The organism is Flectobacillus roseus, assembly GCF_030056595.1.
In the GTDB taxonomy this organism is placed as follows: Bacteria; Bacteroidota; Bacteroidia; order Cytophagales; family Spirosomataceae; genus Flectobacillus; species Flectobacillus roseus.
Window position 1 is genome coordinate 199,102 of the sequence record NZ_JASHIF010000012.1, and the last position, 21,132, is coordinate 220,233.

Consider the following 21,132-nt stretch of genomic DNA (forward strand, 5'->3'; position numbering starts at 1 on the left):
AATTGTGAATCATGACCATTAACATTTTACTTTATTACTTATCATACTTAAATATTGGGCTTTCGGCGGTCAGCTATGTACATTGGTCATAAAGGAAATATTTTGCCTAATGCATACGGCTTACAGCCTAAAGCCTACATTTACCGTATTTTTTCAAATCAACATATAATGATAGTATTGCAAACCAATGCCTCTTCGGATTGGGCCATATTTTTGGGGCATTTTCACCCTTTAGTGGTTCATTTACCTATTGGAATGTTGATAATGGCGGCCATTTTAGAGTGGTTATCTCGTAAAAAATATTTACAGACACTTCAGCCTGCCATTGCTCCTATTCTTCTAACTGGCTCACTCACCGCTGTGTTATCATGTATTTTTGGCTATTTACTTTCCTCCTCTGGCGAGTATAACGAAGATACGCTCTTTTGGCATCAATGGATGGGAATAGCGGTAGCGGCTGTTTCCTTATTGGCTTGGTATCTAAAAGGTTACGAGCAAAGTCCCGTCATGAATAAAGGATATTTATCTGCTTTATTCACTATGCTAATTCTATTGACGGTTACGGGGCATCTTGGAGGTAATATGACGCATGGTGAAGATTATTTGTACGCCAATACACCTGAGCCATTTCGCTCGATGTTTGGGCTACCCAAACGAATAGCTACTGGAACAGCCAAAAGGAAAATAGAGAATATCGATGAGGCATTAGTCTATCAAGATATTATAGCCCCAGTCATGGAGCAAAAATGTTGGTCATGTCACAATGCCAATAAAATCAAAGGAGAATTGCGTATGGACCAGCATGACTTACTTTTGAAAGGAGGTAAACATGGCGCCATTATCAAAGCAAATGATCCAGCCAATAGCGAACTTATCAAACGCTTGCTATTACCTGAGGAAGACGAACATCACATGCCTCCAAAAGGTAAAACACCACTGACTGAGCAAGAAATCGCGCTTTTGCATTGGTGGATTCAGCAAGGCGCACCTTTTAACAAAAAGGTAGCCCAACTAAAACCCGATGAAAAGGTAAAGCCTTTGCTAGCATCGCTATCAAATGGTGGCAATACACAAGAAAATGGTGAAAGTATTTCAGCAGTTTTTAAAGAAAATGTTCCTGCTGCCAATGAAGAGGATATTCAAAAATTAAGTGCATTAAAGGTTATTGTCATGCCTGTAGCCAACGGACAACATTTTCTACAAGCCAACTTTGTGAATGCTCCTAACTTTGATGATGCGCAAATCAATTTATTAAACAACCTATCAGAGCAAGTCATTTGGTTAAAATTGGGGCGCACTAAAATAACCGATAAATCTATGGCGGAGGTCGCCAAATGTAAACATCTAACGCATCTACATTTGGAACATACCGCTATTACAGACGCAGGGTTAGCGCAATTGAAAGATTTACAATATTTGGAATATCTGAATGTATTTGACACGCAGATTTCTGATTCAGGCATTCAAGCTTTAGCCAAACTAAAGTCTCTTAAAAATATCTATTGCTGGAAAAGTAAAGTCACCAAGACAGGTATTCAAGCATTGAAAAAAGCGCTACCTGACGTAGCAATACATACAGGTTGGGAGGAAACTAAGAAGATTTCCAAGAAGGAATAAAATTGCTGTTAATCCCGAATTGTGTAATTGCGATTGCATGATTATGATAGAATTTGCATTCTCACATAATCACAACAACACTATGATTATCAATATTTTAGCCCTAAATTGTAGTTTTTCAAAAAAGGCGTTCGAAATTTGTTTTTCGAACGCCTTTTTTGAAAAAGTGTTGTCTTGTCCTAAGATAGCAATTCAAGCAAATACTACACAAAATCTTCCATCTTAAAATTAGTCACTTTGAAAGGCTTCTTTAGGTTTTTAATAGTTTTCTCATACTTCTCTGGGCTATATTTATCGAAAGAACTTGTTGTAATATTCTTTAAATAAAAACTATTGTTTTCGAAAACAAACTGGAAAATCTTTTGAACATAATACCTTGACCCATACTCTATTGATACTTCAAAGCCAGCACTTGTTTCTTTGATCCAATTTACGGAGAACCCCTGTGCTATATCTGGAGTTAAAAATAATATTTTACCTTGGGTTACATGATTTTTTGAATGAGTAATTGTCGTTTGTCAGTCTTATAATCTTTAATGTCCAACAACGTATATTTTAATTTTTTCAAGACGATTATACTTGTATCAGCACTCTTCAAACCATTATCGTTGTTCACTTCTAATAGAGTGATTGTTTTAGGATAAATACTTGGTGTAAACGTTCCGAAATGCGTATTCAATTGATTATAAGTTGTGAGAATAAAGCTCAAACAAATGCTTAAAGTTATCATGTGATGTTTTTGTATTTTAGAAATTTTGTATTGTAGATTGACTGAGCAAGTTGAACAGACCAAGGAATAATGTTAGACTTCACTCAAAGACTTTTTTCTTAATAATCTTACCATTCTCCCATAACTCATAAGTCATCAACTTACCATTATCACTGTAGTAAAACCATTCTCCTTTCATTTTATTATCGTCATATACACCCTTTACTGTAAGTAGACCATTATCATTAAAACATTCAAATAATCCATTTAACTTTCCATTCTTACAGTGAAATTTTCTAATGATCCTTCCAAAGTCATTATAAAAAAGACACTCACCATTTGCAATTCCATTTACATAGGTAACAATATTGTTAATAAATCCAACATCATTATACTCTATCCACAAGCCTTGTTTTAGTCCGTTAATTTCCACTCCTTGGGGTAGTACAATTTTTTTATTTATGACTACATATTTAACCTTAACTTCTTTTTTTTCTTGGCATGAAAATAGTGTCAGTGCAACCATACACAGCGTTGCTTTAATCCAACTAATGCCTCCAGAGTTGGTTTTCCGTGTGATTCTAGGAGTATCTAAACTATTAGTATACATAAATTATTCTTGTGAAAAGCAGTTAGAACAAGTGATTCAAAGCTAATATAATGCTATATACTGCAACTTTAATAATTTGCGCCATTGAGTCTATCTCACCCACTTGTTAAAGAATGTTAAATCCAGAAAAGGTTTACAACCATCTTCTGAAGCCATGCCTCATTGAGATAAATTTAAACCTTCTCTTTTATGAAATTTACAAACATCTCTTTTGTTCTTGTGGCAGTATTGTCCATTTCTTGTAAGAAAGTTTACGAGGTAAACCCCAATGTAGAACCTAAGCCAGCCAAACTATCAGTATTCAATGCCTGTACTGATTGTGGAACGGTAAGTTTTTATGTGGGTACCAAAAAGTTTCTTGATAAAGATATTGACTTTATGACTGAGCTGGGCTACCAAGATTCCCCTACGAATAAAATGGAGTTAAGTTTTAGTACTAAAGGCTCAACAACTGCCATAGCAAAAAAAGAAATCACCTTGTCAGAACAAGGTAACTACACCGCCTTTGTGGCAGGCACAAAAGCTACTCCTTCTATTATGGTTTACAATGACGATTTATCAAAACCAAGCCCTAAGTTTGCCCATATTCGCTTTGCCAATTTTATGGTCGAAAACAAAGGACTAAATCTTTACCTTCAAGGTCAAAATACTCCTTTATTTTCACAAACGGGTTTTGCAGGTGTGCAAACTTTTGAAGCTATTACGCCTGGGTCTAATTACACATTTCTAGTAAAAGACGCGAGCAACGATTCGTTGCTGTTCCAGTTAGAAAAAGTGTCGATTGCCACTGGGAAAATTTATACACTTGTAGCCAAAGGAAGTTTAAAAGGAACAGGCAATCAGAAAGCTTCGCTAGCACTCGTAACGAACAAATAAGAAATTATAATGCCCCGTAGAAACGACAAAAAATACTAGTTTCTGTCGTTTCTACGGGGTTACTTATGATCTACTCCCATTTCTTTCATTAGTTCCAAGCCATAATTACGAATAACGGTAACGACCTCAATGGCTCTTAATCCTCTTTCTGTAATGGTATACTCCGTCTTGGGAGGTACAACAGGGTAGACTTTTCTTGTCACAAAACCATCTTCTTCCAACTCGCGAAGCTGTGTGGTTAGCATCTTCTGCGAAATATGGGGTATATCCTTCTGTAGCTCGCTATAGCGCATAATACGGTCTTTCAAACGCCATAAAATGGGCATTTTCCAAGTTCCCCCGATTCTGTCCATCGCAAACTCTACAGGGTTATAATACATTTTTCCATTATACTTAAAATCTCCCATTAGCTTTTTTTATTCAAATATAGTGGTAAAGTCCTGTTGAGGTATACACACTTTTTGGTACGTATCGTACAAAAAAGTTGTACACATGGTTTTGTTGGTTTGTCAATACAATTTTGTTTCATCAATCAAACAACTCAACAACATGATCAAAGAAATAAACACTTATGTACATTTTCATGGAGCACCCACTAAAGGTACAATCCTAATGGTGGCTAGTTCTCCAAGCACTTCATTACAAACGGGTTGGCCAATTGGCTTTTGGGCTGCCGAACTAACTCATCCACTTCGAGTTTTTCAGGAGGCAGGTTATGAAGTAGTATTGGTTTCAACCGAGGGAGGAAAACTTGAAATGGATGGTTATTCTAACCCGACTGATTCAAGTGGTTATTCGGCGCATGATGTGATTTCATTAGGTTATATGCAGCAAGACTGGTTTAATTCTATGCTTGCCAACACCAAAAAACTCACAGAAGTTGAAGCTTCTGGGTTTGATGCTATCTTTTTAGTGGGTGGACAAGGTCCAATGTATACTTTCAGAGGCAACCCCGATTTAGCAAAGCTTTTTGTCGAATTCTATGAGGCTGGTAAGCCAAGTGCTGCTGTATGTCATTCTACAACTTTGTTGTTAGAAGCCCAAAAATCCGATGGAGAATTATTGGTTAAAGGAAAAACATGGACAGGCTTTGCCGATGCCGAAGAAGAATTTGCCGACCAAGCCGTTGGAATGAAAATCCAACCTTATCGTATAGAATCTGAGGCTAAAAAATTATCAGATACAACATTCAAAGTAGCCCCACCTTTTTCTTCTTACGCAATTCAAGATGGTAACTTGATTACAGGACAACAACAAAACAGCGGTACAGCAGCTGCCGAACTTGTCGTTTCATTACTAAATAGATGAGTCATGATACTTCGCAAAGTTTTTAATCCTCTTGCGGTAATTCGCTATATGTTTATAGAAATAACCATAGCAACCTTTGTTTCAGTAACAATTTATTTCGTGTATGATAATAAGCATCTTGAAACGATAAGTTTACCCTTTTCGATTGCTGCCATTTTAGGCAGTGCTCTTGCCATTTTTATTGCTTTTAGGAACAATAATGCCTATAGTCGCTGGTGGGAGGCTCGTACAGTTTGGGGGAATATTATCAATAACAGTCGGATTTTTGCTCGTCAAATTATTGTTAATGCAGAGAACGCTGCTGCAATTGACAAAGCCTCCGTACAGGAAGTAGACGTTTACAAAAAAGAACTGGTTTATCGTCAAATTGCTTTTGCTCATGCTTTACGGTTACAGCTAAGGCAACAAAACGCTTGGGAGGAGCTAAAACCATTTTTATCAGAAAAGGAATATCGAGAATTACTAGAGAAAAATAACAAAGCGAATTTCTTAATACAAACCCAGGGGTTCAAAATAAAAGAGGGCATTAGGTTAGAATTATTAGGAGCCTTTGATAATATCAGTATTGAACCAACACTTGCAGGGTTTAGTAATTACCAAGGTGCTTGTGAACGTATCAAGAATACCCCGCTGCTACGCCAATATCATTATTTCACCAAGCTCTTTTTGTATGTTTTTATGGTGCTTCTTCCATTCTGCTTGATTGCTGATTTTAGCAAAATGGATGCTCCAGCTTTAATGATTCCTACAAGTATTTTGATTTCATTTGTTTTTGGAGTCATGGGAAAAGTAGGAGAAGTAAACGAAAATCCTTTCGAAAACCAAATAACAGATATCCCAATGAGCTCGATGTGTAATACCATAGAAAGAGATTTAAAAGAAATGTTAATAGAGCTCGAAATTCCAGCTAAATTAGAACCTAAAGACGGTTTTATTCACTAAAATATTGATACAATGCTTAGTAAAAGTAGAGTTGAGGCTTTTAGCGACGGGGTAATCGCAATTATTATTACCATTATGGCTTTTGAGTTGAAGATACCAGAATTGTCTCAGAGCTTTTCAAGCCAAGAGGTTTCAGAGGCACTAGTCAAAGTCATACCCAAGGTATTATCTTACACGCTAAGCTTTGTGGTAGTGGGTATTTTGTGGCTTAATCATCATACCATGTTTGACAAAATTCCTCATGTTGGTACCAAGCTAATTTGGCATAATCTGTTTCTACTCTTTGCTATGTCGTTAATCCCGATGCCTACTAGTTTTTTGGCATCCTATCCCTTGTTGCCACAAGCCGTTATGTTCTATGGTTTTATTATGTTTTTAAATGCTTTTGGTTTCTTGATACTTCGGAGATACGTAGAAATCCATGCTAAACTGATTCCTTACAATAGTACCATACAAAAAAGCAACTGGATTTCCTGCTCATTATATCTTCTTTCTATTCCTTTGGCATTGGTATCTGTGTATCTGTCTTTTTTCATTTTTATTGGCATTCCTCTCTGGTATTTTTTGCCAGACAGATTTCATAAGTAATGCCGATATCCTAAAATTTGTCTTGTTTAAAATAGTAACAGGACTATCAACTTTACCTATTCTTAGATTTTTAACTTTTTACTTTTATGAAAATTTCAATTATAGGCTCAGGTAATGTGGGTGGGGCATTAGCTCAAAAGTTTATCAAAGCTGGACATACTGTTTTGATAGGCGCTAAATTTCCACTCAGTGAAAAATCCATCAAACTAGCATCTCAAATTGGTGAAGACCGATTTACGACTATCAGAAGTGCAGTTGAGCAAACAGAGGTAATTATACTAGCAACGCCAGCTCCTTATGCAATTGAAATATCCCAATCATTAGGTGATACAAGCAATAAGGTAATTATCGATACCATGAATATTGTTATGGGACGTGAACCAGCTGGGTTTAGCAATACAAGTGAGGCGATTTTGGCTAATACCCTGACAAATGATGTAGTAAAATGCTTTAATACAACAGGTTTTAACAATATGTTGGATCCTCGTTATGGTGAGCAAACAATAGATGCTTTTGTTGCTGGAGATTCCACAAAGGGGAAAGCTATTGCTCAACAATTAGCTATCGATGCAGGATTTGAAAACTGCTATGACGTAGGTGGCAATGATAAATTTGATTTGATGGAACAATTTGCCTTCTTCTGGATTAATCTTGCGATGTTTCAAGGACAAGGTAGAGAGATTGGATTTAAGCTTCTCAAAAGATAGGATTAGAGATTGTGAGGTTCTTCACCTCACAATCTGAATAACCTTTACAGGACAAGCCTCTAACGCTTGTTCATTTTCGGGGAGTTCGTCCTCGTTAAGCTGAATTTGATAAATTCCCTTTTTTTCGATAGCTCCCAACAGTACAGCTTTACCATCTTTTTTGGACATACGCCAGCGCTGATAGGCTATTTCTACGCAGGCATTGCAACCAATACAACGGTTTCTGTAATGAATCAACTTAAACATGAGCAGGTATGATTTTGTAAAGTTTATCGGACGGACGTATCTTTTCAGTCACTCGTATCGCTATGGTTTCGCCTCTACTTGCAGTTGTTACGGGATTACCTTCATTGTTTCGTATTTCCTCTGCTACAGCCTCCACATACCCAGTGGTTGGCCCTGTAATAATCAATTGGTCGCCAAGGTTGATTTCTTGACTTTCGAGTAAAAACTCCCCAACGCCTATTTTTTCAAAATACTTCACTCCCTTTCCTAAATATACCTTTTTCTGAGTAGCTACCGAGCCGTATTGATTACTCCATTCGCCCATTTTACGACCTAGGTAATATCCATCCCAAAAGCCTCGGTTATATACTTTGCTAAGTTCTGCTTTCCAATGTTCAATTTTTTCGGGTGTATAAGTACCATCTGCTATGGCATCTACCGCTTGTCGGTAACACTGTGTAGTGGTAAAGACATAATCGGCAGCGCGTCCACGACCTTCAATTTTTAAGACCTTCACTCCTGCGTCAATGATTTTGTCCAAAAAATCAATGGTACATAAATCCTTTGCCGACATGATATATTCATTATCGATTTCGAGCTCTATTCCCTCCTCTTTATCAATAACCGTATATTCTCGACGGCAGTTTTGAATACAAGCCCCCCGATTTGCCGAGGCATTATGGGAGTGTAAACTCAAATAGCACTTTCCAGAAACAGCCATACATAAAGCGCCGTGTGCAAAAATTTCGACTTGTACCAAATTACCCGATGGACCAGTAATTTGATTTCGTTGAATGTTTTTTACGATGTCCCCGACTTGTTTCAAAGTCAGCTCACGAGCCATTACCACCACGTCAGCATAATCGGCATAGAGTTCGACTGTTTCGATATTAGTGATATTTGATTGTGTTGAAATGTGGAGTTCCATCCCTTTTTTCCGACAGTAATTCATCACTGCTAAATCTGAAGCAATCACTGCGGTGATACCTGCTTCTTTAGCTTTATCAATAATTCTTCGCATCAAAGAAATATCATGATCGTAAATAATAGTATTGAGCGTAATATAACTTTTCACTCCATGTTCAGCACAAACACGAGCTACTTCGGGCAGGTCATCAACCAGAAAATTATTGGTTTGGCGAGCACGCATATTGAGTTGTTCTACCCCAAAATATACCGAATTAGCTCCTGCTTTGATGGCGGCCATCATCGACTCCCAAGAGCCAGCTGGAGCCATGATTTCTATAGATGATTGTGTCATTTTGCAAAATTCTTTGAAAATCTATCTCCATGAGATACGATTTAGACTTGTCTTATTTCAAAACAAGTCTTCCTTAAAAACCCGCAAAGTTAGGTGCCGAGACATTTTCACTGTATAATAAAAGTAGGTGCTCAAAACTGATATTTATCAATTTTGAGCACCTCAGTAAAGGAAGTTATCTGTTAATTAGACTGTATTTAAAACCAGAAGAATAAGCTCGAAGTGTACTAATACGAATCTGATTACTGGACAAAACGAGTAATAGACCGATAGGTGTTTGAACCCCACCATTGAATTGGATAAAACAGTTTTAAACTGTTTTATAAAGTAAGTCCAAGACTAAGTCTTGAACTAGTAACTTTAAACAGCTTCATTATAAACTCTTTACTCCTTTATCACCTTACGAATAAAAGTTTTATCTCCGACGGTCAGTTGCAGGAAATAAACGCCTGTTGGTAATGTACTAATATTCAATTGACCTTCATGCGCTTGGGAACGTGTGGTATTATGTTGCACCTCCAACACTCGTCCTTGTGTATCGCTTAAGCGTAAATCGTAGGAAGCAGGCTTATCGGTTCTAACTTTCCATGTCAAATAATCTGAAGTTGGCACTGGGAATACCTCTACAAGAATACCGCTTTCCTCCTCTATACCTAATACCAATACCGTAACTTTGGCGGTACCACTTACTGTACCTGTACCGCAGATATTTTTTACTTCTGAAAGTGTATAGGAGGTTGTCGATAAAGGATTTACCGTAATCTCAAATGGTGTTTTCTGAGCGGTAAATTCTCGTCCATCCGACAATTTAAAAGTCCATGGAGCGTGAGAACCCAAGTCCACCTTCAACTTAGCTTCCTTGCCATAATCAATCGATTGGTCGCCTGAGATACTGGCTGTGGCTGGGATGTTGGGTAGTTGCCCAATTTTAACAGATGGGCTCATATCCCAACATTTTTCATCGTAAACTAGGCTTCGATAAACTCCTGACTTATTTACTGTCAAAGATGCGGTCGTGGCATTTTCGATTTCTTGCTGATTCAATTGCCAACGGTATCGTAATCCTTTTGCTTCTGGCAATTTCAATTCTACCGTTTTACCTTCACAGAAATACACAGAATCTGCAGGCGTAACGGGTAAAGATAACTTAGGTTTATATACAACTATTTTTTTTGATTCGCCTGTACAATTTCCTGAAGATACCTTCAACTGATAAATGCCCTCAGAGACTTGTTTCACATGCGCATCTGTATTCTTGATTGGACTATTGTCCTTATACCATACGTACTGATAGTTTTTTGAAAACTGGTCTGAATTAGCACTATATATCGATGATTCAATGCTGTCATCTATGGTGTTACAAATTTTCAAAGAGTCATTCGTAATATAAAAAGGGAAATCAGATCTTAGCTCAACCTTGATTGAATTAGGATAATAATTGATTGATTGCGTTTTGGCTACACATCCTGTTACATAATTTACAATCAAGCGATAAGTTGCCTTTTCTGAAATCGTAAACTTATTTAGTGTATCCAAGGATGTGGTTGTTTTGACCGTTACATTATTTTTCTGAATCGTATATTTCGCTACATTAACCCTTCCCGTCGTTGATTTTATATATTCCTCAAATGGTCTTATCTCATTAGAGCATGTTCTTAATTCTCTTACGTTAGGATACAAAGCGGCACTTAAGCCTGAATGAACAAATCGAAGACCAACGGTATCTTTTGCCCAGACTAGCGTAAGGTTTTTTGAAGAAAAATCACAACTTGAACCATCTTTAAATTTTGTACTCACCACCACTTTATAGGTACCAACTTCTTGAAGCCCTGCCTGACCCCAATCATAGGAGTAAGTGGAAAAAGTATTAGTTGAAAAAGACGAGGTGGTATTGGTATTATTTTCATATTTATGAATATAAATAACTTGATTGTCTTTATACCATATTTGGGTACCACTTACCAAGTTTTTCTCTTGCGCCGAAGTAAGATTATTATACATCGAAAAACTTAGGTTTATACCACTTCCACTACAAATACTGATGGTATCTGGCTGAATACTATTGTACTGGTTTAGTTCATCAGCTAATGTAGTAATAGAAAATTCAATAGTGGGTGGTACTAATGGGTTATTAATCATGACCTCATTTGATAACCCAAAACAATCTCCTGAGCTTACTTGAAGCCTATATCTCCCCGACTCAGTTACTGGCAAATTCTCAGTGTTTACATTAGGAATTTTAACATCATTCTTTAACCAAGAAAACACGATACTTTTGGGTTCTATTATACTCGAATAGAGAACATAATTGGTGGAATTACAAGCAAGAGGTTGTGCTACTGCCATATCTCCCAAATAAATAGAAACAGGTATTAGTTTATCTTTTCGGGTATTAATTTGCAAGGTTTCAGAATTTGAACGACAGGCACCCAGAGACATCGATACCTTATACACACCTTCCTTGTTAATTTCTAAAGTTGGCGATTTTGTGGAGGCAATAAGCGTATCATTCCGACTCCAAGAATAGCTTGCATTATTATATGAGCTGGCTCTAATAGTCATACTCTCTCTGCCACAATACAAATAGTTATCGTTATTGTAGGTGTAAACATTAATGGGTGGATAAATATATTGAAAGCTAACATTTACCTCCTCACTTTTTAACGAACAGCCCGAAGCAAATGCTACTTGAACAGCATATTGCCCTCCTTTATTCTGTTTGACAGTATAGCTTACATCCTTTGTCGTGGTCAAGGCTTGATTATAAAACCATTGAGTATTTGATTTGTCCAGCGCTAAAGCAGAAACATTATCAATCTTCAATACTAGCGAGTCACATCCTGAAAAATTGGTTTTACTAATCAGTTCACTCTCTGATGATGGTAATAATTTGGGTACGTTATTTTTATCTACTGAATTGATAGCAAAGGTTCTTTTGGAAGAAATAATACTTCCATCTACGGTTTCAACCCACACATTAGCTACATCAAACCATTGTGGAATAGTGATTTTGATAGGACTAGTTGTTCCCTTTCCTACCGTAATGACAGTACCATTTTGCTCCATTTTAGCCACAATCTGCTGATTAGAAGGAAAATCTCCTACCAGTGTGATGGGTAAATCAAATGTTCCATTCGGACAAGGCGGCTTCAGGGAATTAAGGGTTTGCTGGTCTATGCGGAGGTCTTTGCAGGTAGAAACAGTTTTTAATTGTGTTGTAACTTTCACAGGACACGACGAATAAGGAGAGTAACCTACCAACGTGTAAGTTCCTTCATAGTTCTTATTATAAACAGGAATTGTAACATCAAAGGTATTTAATGTACCCTTCTGATTGATATTTGGTCCGTATAACTCATAGGTTTCTGCAGGAAAAGATACATTCTTGTTGTCGGGTAAAGACAAAGGATTAGGAAACTTAAAAGTAAATCCTTCACAAGCCTCCAAGGTCGAAAAATAAGTCATTGTAGGAACGACTGATACATACACCGAAACATCTGCTGTAAGAGCACAAGCAATATTGGTATCCCATGCTCTTACGGTGTAAACACCACTGTTGGCAAGTGAAGGATTAGATATTTGTAATTGTGCATTAGAAGAAGTAAAATTATTTGGTCCACTCCACTGAATATTTTTCAAATTGGTTTGTGCTGAAAAAGTAAACGGTGTACCAGAACAGGCTGTTATCATACTTTTTTCGACCGCAAGTTTATTATTGACATTCAAAAAAGAAGAAATGGAGGGACAGCTTCCTTGTGTGTATGCCACAACTTGATAGTTATTATTAGCTCCTTGATCTATTGGTAAATTTGGCGAATTAGTTGCGCCTAAATAAACTCCCTTTGAGTACCAAAAGAAGGTATTAGCAGTACTAGAACCAGCGCTTAGTTGAAATGAGGTTCCATTACAACTCATACTTAATATCGGCTGTGCTAGTGCTGGGGTAATTTCAACCGTCACTGTATCTGAGTAATTAGTACAATCTTGTAACTGCCATTCTACCCAGTACTTCCCTCCTTCACTGACTGTCAAATTACAAGGATTATCGGTATCTGGCGAAATAGTTTTACCATCTTTTTTCCATGTTTGAGTAATATAAGTGCTCTGACACTCTGGGCTTGAAAGTGTGTATTCATTACCCGTACAAATTTTTATATTCTTCTTTTCAAAAGTTTTATAGACAAACGGTGTTTTAGCTGGAGAAATAGTTAATAATTGACTTTGAGCCACACAACCAGTCTTGCTATTTTTAGCAATAAACTGATATACTCCAGGTTCTCTCATGGATGTACCATATCCAGTTTTGAACTCTTGTCCATCTTTATACCAAATACTACTCCAATCACCACCAATATACTCTTTCATAGAAAGATAGGACGTAGCCTCATTAGGGTTTTTGCAAATGTCAAAGTTCATTATGCTATTTCTAATGGGTACTGCAGTTGCTTTACTTCCTTTCGTAATCGTTAATGTGTCGTAAGCCTCACAGGCACCATTCTGTACCTTCAGTACAAAAGTTCCAAATTTATCATCAGTTGAAACGAGCGTCTCCCATTCAGAATAACTTCCAATGAGTTTTCCTTCTAGAAATAACTGCTTTGCTCCAGCTCCTTCAACCCACAAATAAGTGTAATCTGACCAGTCGTTACAAACCAAAAACTCTCTGGTGTCATATTTATTAAGAACGCTAGTTCTAACAGATAGATTGGCATCTATCTTATTAGTCTTTTTTACGACAAAACCTTCCGATATACCTGAGCAAAATGCATCACGCACTACTAATTTGTACGTACCCTCATCTGATACCGTAATACTCGATCCAGATGTGTTGTCGATAGGTTTATCATTTCTTAACCATTGCCAATTAACATACTTTTGGTCTACAGTTTGCCCATAAGTACTACCATTCAAAGTTAATGAGCCATTTTTATCACAAATAATATTGCTTTTTACACTTGTAGTTATTAAAACTGGTGTATTGGCTGTTAGCTTAATATTAATGGGAGAAGAAACATACCTACATGCACCTTTGGTCACAATGGCGCTATATGTTCCATCAGTGTCTATACCAATTGTAGGAGTTCCTACAGAAATTTGCTGTTGATTTTTCAACCATGTAACTTTCACATCACTACCCCAATAGGTAGTATCGATAGTTAATTTATCAAATGTATTTTTGCAGAAAGTGTAATCACGAGAAGATGATGATGCTATATAAATTTCCTTATTTGTACCAGTCTGACTTGACTGAAGTAATGCTGTTAAAGAATAAGGACAATCTACATTTGTGAGTTTTACAATAATCGAGTCCTTTTGAATACAACCGTAATCATCTGTTATTTTCACTTTATATAGTCCTTGTACCTTCTCATTGAAGCCCTTAAATACAGGAATCTTATCATTGCTACTAAATCCATTGGGGCCTGTCCAAGCATAGGTTATATAGTCGGACTCTAGCCCTGGAACAGAGATTAACGACAATTTTGCACCTGTAATTTCTTGAAACATGTATCTTGGATACTGCGGGCGTTGTCCTACAACTATGTCTTGTGTAAAACTTTTTTGATCAATGATTACAGTATATCTTCCAGAGGCTAATGCGGTCGCATTGGGTATCGAAGGATTTTGGAGATTTGAGGAAAAACCATTGGGGCCTGTCCAACTGTAGGAGCTTCCTCCACTGGCAGTCAGCGAAACTGTACTCCCAATACATACTGGTGAATTTGATGAAGCTTTTTGTGCGTAAACTAACTGATAGTTAAATAGTAGCAAAATAATTAGGTAAAGGTGTTTCATAATATGATGTTGAATTTTAGACTACAAATAAATAAAGTTTTTCACTCGATAAAAAACTTATTCTTCACTCAAAATCAAAAAAGGCTTAGTGATATCAATCACCAAGCCTCTCGGTATAATCGCAGTTAATTTTACGTTACTTTATCGTATTGGAAAATATTATCCCCTACAACGCATCAGCAAATTTTATACATACAGGCATCGACACTTCTATAGAATAGCCTGTGTATTTGAGCTTACCTGTTTTTTTATCTCTACTAAACACGGTAATATTATCGCTATCTTGATTGGCAACTACTACATAATTACCTGTCGGGTCTATCGCAAAGTTTCTTGGCGTTTTGCCTTCTACTGGTGTATTATCTACCCATGTAAGTTTACCTGTTTTAGCGTCAATGGCATATACCGTAATACTTTCGTGTGCACGATTGGAAGCGTACAAAAATTTACCATCAGCCGAAATATGAATATCAGCATCCCACTTGAGCCCAGTGTAGTCAGAAGGCACGGTCGAAATCGTCTGAATGGGTTTTAAAGCGCCTTTTTCATAACGATATGCCGTAACTGATGCCGTAAGTTCTTCAATAACGTAAGCGTATTTGTTATTAGGAGAAAATACAAAATGGCGCGGTCCTGAACCTGGTGTCGAGCTAGTAAAAGCAGGTTTACCAGGGTTTAAAAGCCCTTTTTGTGTATCTAACTTATAGGTATAAACTTTATCCACACCCAAATCTGGCACAAAAACATCGGTATTATTTACCGCAACATTCACAGAGTGAACATGTGGTTTTTCCTGACGATTTTTGTTTACTGAGCTTCCTGTGTGTTGAATGGTCTGGGTAGCTTTTCCGAGTGTTCCATCTGATTCTACAGGGAGAATACTCAAACTTCCTCCTCCGTAATTACCTACCATAACCCACTTTCCTGTACGGTCGGTAGTCACATGACAAGAACCTGGACCTCCTGCCGATTGTGAGTTGAGATAGGACAACACTCCTTGTTTTCTATCAAATCTAAAAGAATTTACGGTACCATCGCCATCGGTTTCTCCTACCGAATACACCATTTCTTGTGTTGGTGAAACTGCCACAAAGGAAGGATTTTTGACACCACTAACATGACTAGTATATTGTAATTTTCCAGTAGTAGGATTAAAACGATACACATAAATGCCTTTGCTAGTTTTGGCAGTGTAGGTACCCACAATCATATAAAATTCTTTGGACGCTGTTTGGGCTAGGACATTCACCATGGTCGTCATGGTAAGTCCAACGAGTAGCAATAGTTTTTTCACGGGATAGCTGAAGGTTTGACATAAAATACTTTAACAAAACGAAGTTAGTATTCTGGAAGTAAAATATTGTACTTTACCCAATAAAAAACCACGTTCTCAAAACAAGAACGTGGTTATGTGCATTACACAAATTACACTTTTAAAATATTTTGTTTGCATTAAGCTATTTGCATTATGCTGGAAGTAATCGTTGAATATTAGGTCATTTTCAAATCTTCAAATTCCCTAATTTTCAAATGATCAATGTCCTCTACCTTTTCCTTTGCCACGACCACCATTCATTGGAGGAATGTCGGCTACTTTAACAAAAGTACCTGCCGAGTCAAATACCAACACGACTCTTGTGGTATCATTTGCAATACCTACAAACAAATTACCATCGGCATTAGTACCTGCTTTCTTGATGGTATAACCTGCATAATTGGCCGTAACATAGCTAGTTACAGAAGCTGGCAAGGTAGAGATAGCTACGTCTGTTAGTTTTGCTTTATTTCCATATTTTTCGATAATCTGAACAAAATTACCGCTTGCGTCAAATAATAAACCAGTGTGAGTCTTGTTGACAAAAATACCAACGAAATACTGTCCTAAAGAATCCTTCGCAGCAAATTTCACCTGAGCACCAGCATAGTTTGCACTGATGTAAGAAATAACTTTGCTAGGTAGAGCAGTAGAATCAATAGGAGTTAGTTTGCCTTTACGTTTAGGTTTTGTAGTAGAATCCGCGGCAGTACGAGCTGCTGATACTTGGACTGCTTCCAAATCACCATCACTTGAAGGCGTAGCATCTTGTGATTGACAAGCCACCATATAAAGGCCAACGACAGCCATCAACAATAATAACAATTGTTTTTTCATGTGTACTTATTGGTTTAACTTTTTATGAGATTAAAAAATATAGTTGAAACGTTTCATAAGTACATGACTGATGGTCTACAAAAACCGTTGCCTTCTCGACAAAAATTATTCAAAAATCTCTACTGATTGTATTTCTTTGAAAAGCTCCATCAAAGATTCGCTTGGGGCTTGACCTTTTCCTTCTTTGCTATTTTTAAAATATTCTACAAAAAGTTCTTCCATACTTTTGTTATCTATACTCACAATTTTGGAAGTACCATCATTGCCTTTTTGCAAATTTTTCACCTCAGGAATAATAGGCATCATCATCGGATGCGCCTCCATCAGCCTTTTCTTATCTGCCGATTCTAAATAACTTTCCGTCACCATCGTAATCTGAACAATAGCGTCTTGATTTTCCTCCAACCAAGTTATAGCCTCTTCTACTTCGGTAAATTTGTTACGCAATAGTTTTTTACCCTTGGTCAATGCCACTGGCGTAAGACTCACAGGCTTACCAGCTTCTGCTTCTACGACAACAACATATTTGGTTTGATTAGCCTCAGAAAAACTATAGGCCAAAGGACTACTCGAATAAATAATTGGGCACGGTTCTGTATCAATCGTTTGGAATCTGTGTAAATGTCCCAGGGCTACGTACTGCGTTTGAGGAGGAATATTTTCAGAATAAATCGCAGAGGCGCCACCTACATGAAGTATTGGTTTTTCGTCATCTGGTTCTTCAGGTTGCTCTCCTCCATTTTTCATCATAAAGAGGTGTGTTACCAAGAAATTAATCCCTTTTTCGTCGAAATATTGGTCTGCCAACTGCTTCCAGTGCTGTGCCAAATGCTGGCGAAGACTATCCTCTGTATCCTCTACTCCCAAATACGTTTTCAAGCGTACTTCGTTGGCATAAGGTGTCAAAATCAAACGTAATGGCGTTTGCTGTTTGGGCAATGCCAACTCCATATATCCATTATCTACATGCAATACCTCAATGCCTCCATCGGTAGTGAAGGGACGTAAATAGGCGTTTGGATACCCCACAAAAATAATCCCGCAAGCACGGGCTAAGGCATCAGGTACTTCGATACGCTCAGGAGAATCATGATTGCCTGCAATGGCAATCACAGCGCGTGTTCCATTGTTTGACAAACGATGTAAAGTAGAATACAACAGCTCGGTAGCTTCGGAAGAAGGATTAAAGTTATCGAACAAATCACCTGCTACAATCACAGCATCTACATCCTCTTTGTCGGCAATCTCCACGATTTCAGCCAATACCTCACGTTGTTCCTCCAATCGAGAAAACATATCTAATCTTTTACCCAAATGCCAATCGGCGGTATGTAATATCTTCATTTTAAAATCAATTATGTATAATGGGCTTTGGGCTGTCAACTGTGTACTTTGGCTTAGTACAATACATCGAACTCAAAATTTATCTCCCAGCACTCTTATTTATTTTCCTCCAGTCACAGCGTTTATCAAGGCAGCTTTATCTCCAAAAAGCGAGATAAAGAATCCTCCAAAACCAGAAATCACAGCAATTACGATAGCCGCTGCGAATATAGAAAGTAATGTTTTTCCAATCGCTGACCAAGTACTTTTCTCCTCGAAAAACTGCTTATACGCCCAAATCATATATACCATACTGATGAGGGAAGATATCATGGATTGAACATAAAAACCAACAATACTATTTTTCAAAAAAAACAAAAATGGAAACAAAAGTAACTTAATCAGTTCAGAATGTGAAAGTACAAAAAGATGTAAAACAATGCCTTCAACCCAGTTGTATCGTTCTTTTCCTAAAATTTTAATCGAGAAAAAACCATACAATATAATACTAAACATGAGTTGATAGGTATAGTTTTCAAAAGCAAAGTGTAAGGCTTTTTTGACAAAAGGCATCACAGCTTTTTGTTCTTTGGATTTCATATTCTGGAACATAATTCCCATATTGAAAAGATCATCCCAATAATGAATGTAGATCCAAGTAGCCACCCCACCAATCAACAAAAGATAGTTAACAGGATGAAAATGATTCACTCGTTTTCCCTGTACATACTCCCTTACCGAATGCCCTGGACGAGTACTCATCATTTTTAGGGTATATAACAAGCCTCTGTTGAAATAAGTAAAGGCGTTGAGTAGTTCCGAAAATATGTCATTGAAAACCAGTCTTTTGGTGGTAGCTTTTTGCCCACAATTTGGACAATAGTGCCCGTGGTATTCGTTTTGACAGTTTTTACAATGAATTAATTCGTGCGAATGACTCATACAAATATAGGTTTGGCTAATAATGGAGAGGTTAAAATGGTGAGTTGTGAATAATGAATTGTGAATTAGTAATGAGCAAAGGATACAAAAATAATTTATTTCAGATTTCTGATATTAAGTATTAGTGCAGAATTATAGTTAAGTTTTGTGTGTTAGGGACAAGGCAACAGGCATAAGGCAAAGAGTGTTAAAATGTTTTTAACGACCACAGACATGCACTTTCCCCATAGCCCACCGCCGAAAGCCGAAAGCTCAAAAATTACCTTCAAAACTCATCACTCACAATTCAGCACTCATACTTACCTATCCTTCAAGCGCAAAATACTGAATTCTTTGTCAATGAACAATCAGAAAAATTTGAATACCCAAAACAACGCCACATTGAAGCTGTTTAAACCTTTTCGTTACGGGTGAATAAATTCACCCGCTAAGTGGAAAACTTTCATATTGTTAACCATTCCCCTAGCGACTCACCCCTAGTGCCTAGTGCCTATACCCTCACCCCTATCCCCTAAAAAACACTCAAACACTCTGTACCTTTGTGCCCATTCCCTAAAACCAAAACCTATCCCCTAACGCCTCACTCCTTTCCCTGTCCAAAAAAATTACCATTTCAATAATTTAAATACTCTTTTTTTAACAAGTTTACAAAAAATAAAAGCCAATATTAATTAATCAAAAAAAAGTTAGTTTAAGCAATCTCCTTCAAGTAACTTTGTGCAATTTTGGGGGTGACTGTAATTTGCTCAAATCTTCCTCGTTTTTTTCATAATCCGAAACAACAAAAACAATGTCTGTCGAATTATTATCAAGTCGAATCAACGCATTAGAAGAGTCGGCTACGTTGGGAATGACCAAAAAAGCTCGCGAATTGGCAGCTCAAGGTCACAAAGTGATTAGTTTATCTGTAGGTGAACCAGATTTCAAAACTCCAAAGCACATTTGTGATGCTGCTAAAGACGCTATTGATGCTGGTTTTCACGGTTACTCACCAGTGGCTGGTTACCCTGACTTGCGTAAAGCAATTGCCGATAAATTAAAACGTGACAACAACCTTGAGTGGGGTCCAGAAAACATCGTAGTTTCTACAGGAGCAAAACACGCCTTGGCAAACGCTATTTCGGTATTGGTAAACCCTGGCGAAGAAGTAATCATCTTTGCTCCTTACTGGGTATCATACTCTGAAATGGTAAAATTAGCTGAAGGTACTTCTGTAATCGTAGAAGGTTCTTTTGATAATAACTTCAAAGTAACTCCAGAGCAATTTGAAGCAGCAATCACACCTAAGACTAAATTGGTGATGTTTGCTTCTCCAAACAACCCTACTGGTTCGGTATATACTGAGGAAGAATTGAGAGCTATCGCTGCTATTGTTGAAAAACATCCAAATATCTTCGTTTTAGCTGACGAGATTTATGAATATATCAACTTTACAGCAGGTGGTCACTTCTCTATCGGTTCTATTCCAGCTATCAAAGACCGTGTAATCACTGTAAATGGTGTTGCAAAAGGTCATGCGATGACTGGTTGGAGAATTGGTTTCACGGCATCTGCTAAATGGATTGCAGAAGGTCTTGAGAAATTACAAGGTCAAGTTACTTCAGGTACTTGTTCAATCGCTCAGAAAGCTGCTACTGCTGCTTTCAATGGTCCTTTGGATGAGGCTTACAAAATGAAAGAAGCTTACGACCGTCGTCGTCATCTTGTAGTTGGTTTGTTGCGTGAAATCCCAGGTTTCAAAGTAAACATGCCAGATGGTGCGTTCTACGCATTCCCAGATATTAGCTACTACTTTGGTAAAACTGATGGCAAAACAGTAATCAACAACTCTGACGATTTCTGTATGTGGTTATTGGCTGAGGCTTTTGTAGCTACTGTAGCTGGTTCAGGCTTTGGTGCTCCAAACTGTATGCGTATTTCAACTGCTGCCGCTGACGAACAATTAGCAGAAGCTTGCGAAAGAATTAAGACTGCTGTAGCTAAATTGAAATAAGCAACTTTAAGCTTAGTGTAATAATGCAAAGTGAAGTTAGTGAGATAATAGATTAGTAAGTAAAGTTTACATTCATCACTCAC

17 protein-coding genes are annotated in these 21,132 nt (G+C 37.4%); 7 read left to right on the forward strand and 10 right to left on the reverse strand.

The genetic code is table 11. From position 1 onward, the window contains the following. Positions 1-168 precede the first annotated feature (168 nt). On the forward strand, positions 169-1,617 hold the full coding sequence (locus QM524_RS16075; RefSeq protein ID WP_283345351.1) for a c-type cytochrome domain-containing protein: 1,449 nt from the start codon (positions 169-171) through the stop codon (positions 1,615-1,617). 484 nt (positions 1,618-2,101) lie between these two features. On the opposite strand, the gene QM524_RS16080 is transcribed toward QM524_RS16075, so the two are convergent. After that, complete coding sequence (locus QM524_RS16080) at positions 2,102-2,347, reverse strand: hypothetical protein (RefSeq protein ID WP_283345352.1); 246 nt, start codon at positions 2,345-2,347, stop codon at positions 2,102-2,104. Between the two features lie 79 nt (positions 2,348-2,426). Then, positions 2,427-2,936 carry a toxin-antitoxin system YwqK family antitoxin gene (locus QM524_RS16085; RefSeq protein ID WP_283345353.1) on the reverse strand — a complete coding sequence of 170 codons (510 nt, stop codon included), beginning with the start codon at positions 2,934-2,936 and terminating at the stop codon, positions 2,427-2,429. A gap of 189 nt (positions 2,937-3,125) precedes the next feature. Between QM524_RS16085 and QM524_RS16090 the strand changes: the two genes are divergently transcribed. Continuing rightward, positions 3,126-3,812, forward strand: coding sequence for a DUF4397 domain-containing protein (locus tag QM524_RS16090; protein ID WP_283345354.1), 687 nt, complete (start codon positions 3,126-3,128; stop codon positions 3,810-3,812). A gap of 59 nt (positions 3,813-3,871) precedes the next feature. Here QM524_RS16090 and QM524_RS16095 read toward each other — a convergent pair whose 3' ends face one another. Then, positions 3,872-4,219 (reverse strand): winged helix-turn-helix transcriptional regulator, encoded by a 348-nt coding sequence (locus QM524_RS16095; RefSeq protein WP_283345355.1) that lies wholly within the window; start codon positions 4,217-4,219, stop codon positions 3,872-3,874. Positions 4,220-4,361: 142 nt separating this feature from the next. Between QM524_RS16095 and QM524_RS16100 the strand changes: the two genes are divergently transcribed. The 4 genes from QM524_RS16100 to QM524_RS16115 all read left to right on the forward strand — a co-directional run bounded on the left by QM524_RS16100 (position 4,362) and on the right by QM524_RS16115 (position 7,357). Beyond that, the gene (locus QM524_RS16100; RefSeq protein WP_283345356.1) at positions 4,362-5,120 is read left to right on the forward strand and encodes a type 1 glutamine amidotransferase domain-containing protein; all 759 of its coding nucleotides are present in this window, start codon (positions 4,362-4,364) and stop codon (positions 5,118-5,120) included. Positions 5,121-5,123: 3 nt separating this feature from the next. Continuing rightward, the gene (locus tag QM524_RS16105; protein ID WP_283345357.1) at positions 5,124-6,062 is read left to right on the forward strand and encodes a bestrophin family protein; all 939 of its coding nucleotides are present in this window, start codon (positions 5,124-5,126) and stop codon (positions 6,060-6,062) included. A 12-nt stretch (positions 6,063-6,074) separates the two neighbouring features. After that, positions 6,075-6,650, forward strand: a complete 576-nt coding sequence (locus QM524_RS16110) for a TMEM175 family protein (protein ID WP_283345358.1) — start codon at positions 6,075-6,077, stop codon at positions 6,648-6,650. Between the two features lie 86 nt (positions 6,651-6,736). After that, positions 6,737-7,357: an NADPH-dependent F420 reductase gene (locus tag QM524_RS16115; RefSeq protein ID WP_283345359.1), complete on the forward strand. Its 621-nt coding sequence runs from the start codon at positions 6,737-6,739 to the stop codon at positions 7,355-7,357. Between the two features lie 21 nt (positions 7,358-7,378). On the opposite strand, the gene QM524_RS16120 is transcribed toward QM524_RS16115, so the two are convergent. The 7 genes from QM524_RS16120 to QM524_RS16150 form a co-directional block, all read right to left on the reverse strand. After that, complete coding sequence (locus QM524_RS16120) at positions 7,379-7,603, reverse strand: ferredoxin (RefSeq protein ID WP_166577118.1); 225 nt, start codon at positions 7,601-7,603, stop codon at positions 7,379-7,381. Next, complete coding sequence (locus QM524_RS16125) at positions 7,596-8,843, reverse strand: peptidase U32 family protein (RefSeq protein ID WP_283345360.1); 1,248 nt, start codon at positions 8,841-8,843, stop codon at positions 7,596-7,598. The genes QM524_RS16120 and QM524_RS16125 overlap by 8 nt, the downstream gene beginning before the upstream one ends. Positions 8,844-9,227: 384 nt before the next feature. After that, positions 9,228-14,639, reverse strand: coding sequence for a T9SS type A sorting domain-containing protein (locus QM524_RS16130; RefSeq protein ID WP_283345361.1), 5,412 nt, complete (start codon positions 14,637-14,639; stop codon positions 9,228-9,230). 166 nt (positions 14,640-14,805) lie between these two features. After that, positions 14,806-15,933 carry a lactonase family protein gene (locus QM524_RS16135; RefSeq protein ID WP_283345362.1) on the reverse strand — a complete coding sequence of 376 codons (1,128 nt, stop codon included), beginning with the start codon at positions 15,931-15,933 and terminating at the stop codon, positions 14,806-14,808. Between the two features lie 240 nt (positions 15,934-16,173). Continuing rightward, complete coding sequence (locus tag QM524_RS16140) at positions 16,174-16,791, reverse strand: PepSY-like domain-containing protein (RefSeq protein WP_283345363.1); 618 nt, start codon at positions 16,789-16,791, stop codon at positions 16,174-16,176. Positions 16,792-16,896: 105 nt separating this feature from the next. Beyond that, on the reverse strand, positions 16,897-18,135 hold the full coding sequence (locus QM524_RS16145; protein ID WP_283345364.1) for a metallophosphoesterase family protein: 1,239 nt from the start codon (positions 18,133-18,135) through the stop codon (positions 16,897-16,899). Between the two features lie 99 nt (positions 18,136-18,234). Next, a complete protein-coding gene (locus QM524_RS16150) occupies positions 18,235-19,056 on the reverse strand; it encodes a DUF3667 domain-containing protein (protein ID WP_283345365.1) in 822 nt (273 codons plus the stop codon). Between the two features lie 790 nt (positions 19,057-19,846). Here QM524_RS16150 and QM524_RS16155 point away from each other — a divergent pair. Continuing rightward, entirely contained in the window at positions 19,847-21,049 is a 1,203-nt protein-coding gene (locus QM524_RS16155; RefSeq protein WP_283345366.1) for a pyridoxal phosphate-dependent aminotransferase, read from the forward strand. Positions 21,050-21,132: the final 83 nt, after the last annotated feature.

Bases quoted from the DNA above. Each gene is read 5' to 3' on its own strand.
- QM524_RS16110 (WP_283345358.1), top strand. From the start codon at position 6,075: ATGCTTAGTAAAAGTAGAGTTGAGGCTTTTAGCGACGGGGTAATCGCA.
- QM524_RS16090 (WP_283345354.1), top strand. From the start codon at position 3,126: ATGAAATTTACAAACATCTCTTTTGTTCTTGTGGCAGTATTGTCCATT.
- QM524_RS16080 (WP_283345352.1), bottom strand. From the start codon at position 2,347: ATGATAACTTTAAGCATTTGTTTGAGCTTTATTCTCACAACTTATAAT.
- QM524_RS16105 (WP_283345357.1), top strand. From the start codon at position 5,124: ATGATACTTCGCAAAGTTTTTAATCCTCTTGCGGTAATTCGCTATATG.
- QM524_RS16100 (WP_283345356.1), top strand. From the start codon at position 4,362: ATGATCAAAGAAATAAACACTTATGTACATTTTCATGGAGCACCCACT.
- QM524_RS16120 (WP_166577118.1), bottom strand. From the start codon at position 7,603: ATGTTTAAGTTGATTCATTACAGAAACCGTTGTATTGGTTGCAATGCC.
- QM524_RS16145 (WP_283345364.1), bottom strand. From the start codon at position 18,135: ATGAAGATATTACATACCGCCGATTGGCATTTGGGTAAAAGATTAGAT.
- QM524_RS16075 (WP_283345351.1), top strand. From the start codon at position 169: ATGATAGTATTGCAAACCAATGCCTCTTCGGATTGGGCCATATTTTTG.
- QM524_RS16150 (WP_283345365.1), bottom strand. From the start codon at position 19,056: ATGAGTCATTCGCACGAATTAATTCATTGTAAAAACTGTCAAAACGAA.
- QM524_RS16140 (WP_283345363.1), bottom strand. From the start codon at position 16,791: ATGAAAAAACAATTGTTATTATTGTTGATGGCTGTCGTTGGCCTTTAT.
- QM524_RS16115 (WP_283345359.1), top strand. From the start codon at position 6,737: ATGAAAATTTCAATTATAGGCTCAGGTAATGTGGGTGGGGCATTAGCT.
- QM524_RS16155 (WP_283345366.1), top strand. From the start codon at position 19,847: ATGTCTGTCGAATTATTATCAAGTCGAATCAACGCATTAGAAGAGTCG.
- QM524_RS16095 (WP_283345355.1), bottom strand. From the start codon at position 4,219: ATGGGAGATTTTAAGTATAATGGAAAAATGTATTATAACCCTGTAGAG.
- QM524_RS16085 (WP_283345353.1), bottom strand. From the start codon at position 2,936: ATGTATACTAATAGTTTAGATACTCCTAGAATCACACGGAAAACCAAC.
- QM524_RS16130 (WP_283345361.1), bottom strand. From the start codon at position 14,639: ATGAAACACCTTTACCTAATTATTTTGCTACTATTTAACTATCAGTTA.
- QM524_RS16125 (WP_283345360.1), bottom strand. From the start codon at position 8,843: ATGACACAATCATCTATAGAAATCATGGCTCCAGCTGGCTCTTGGGAG.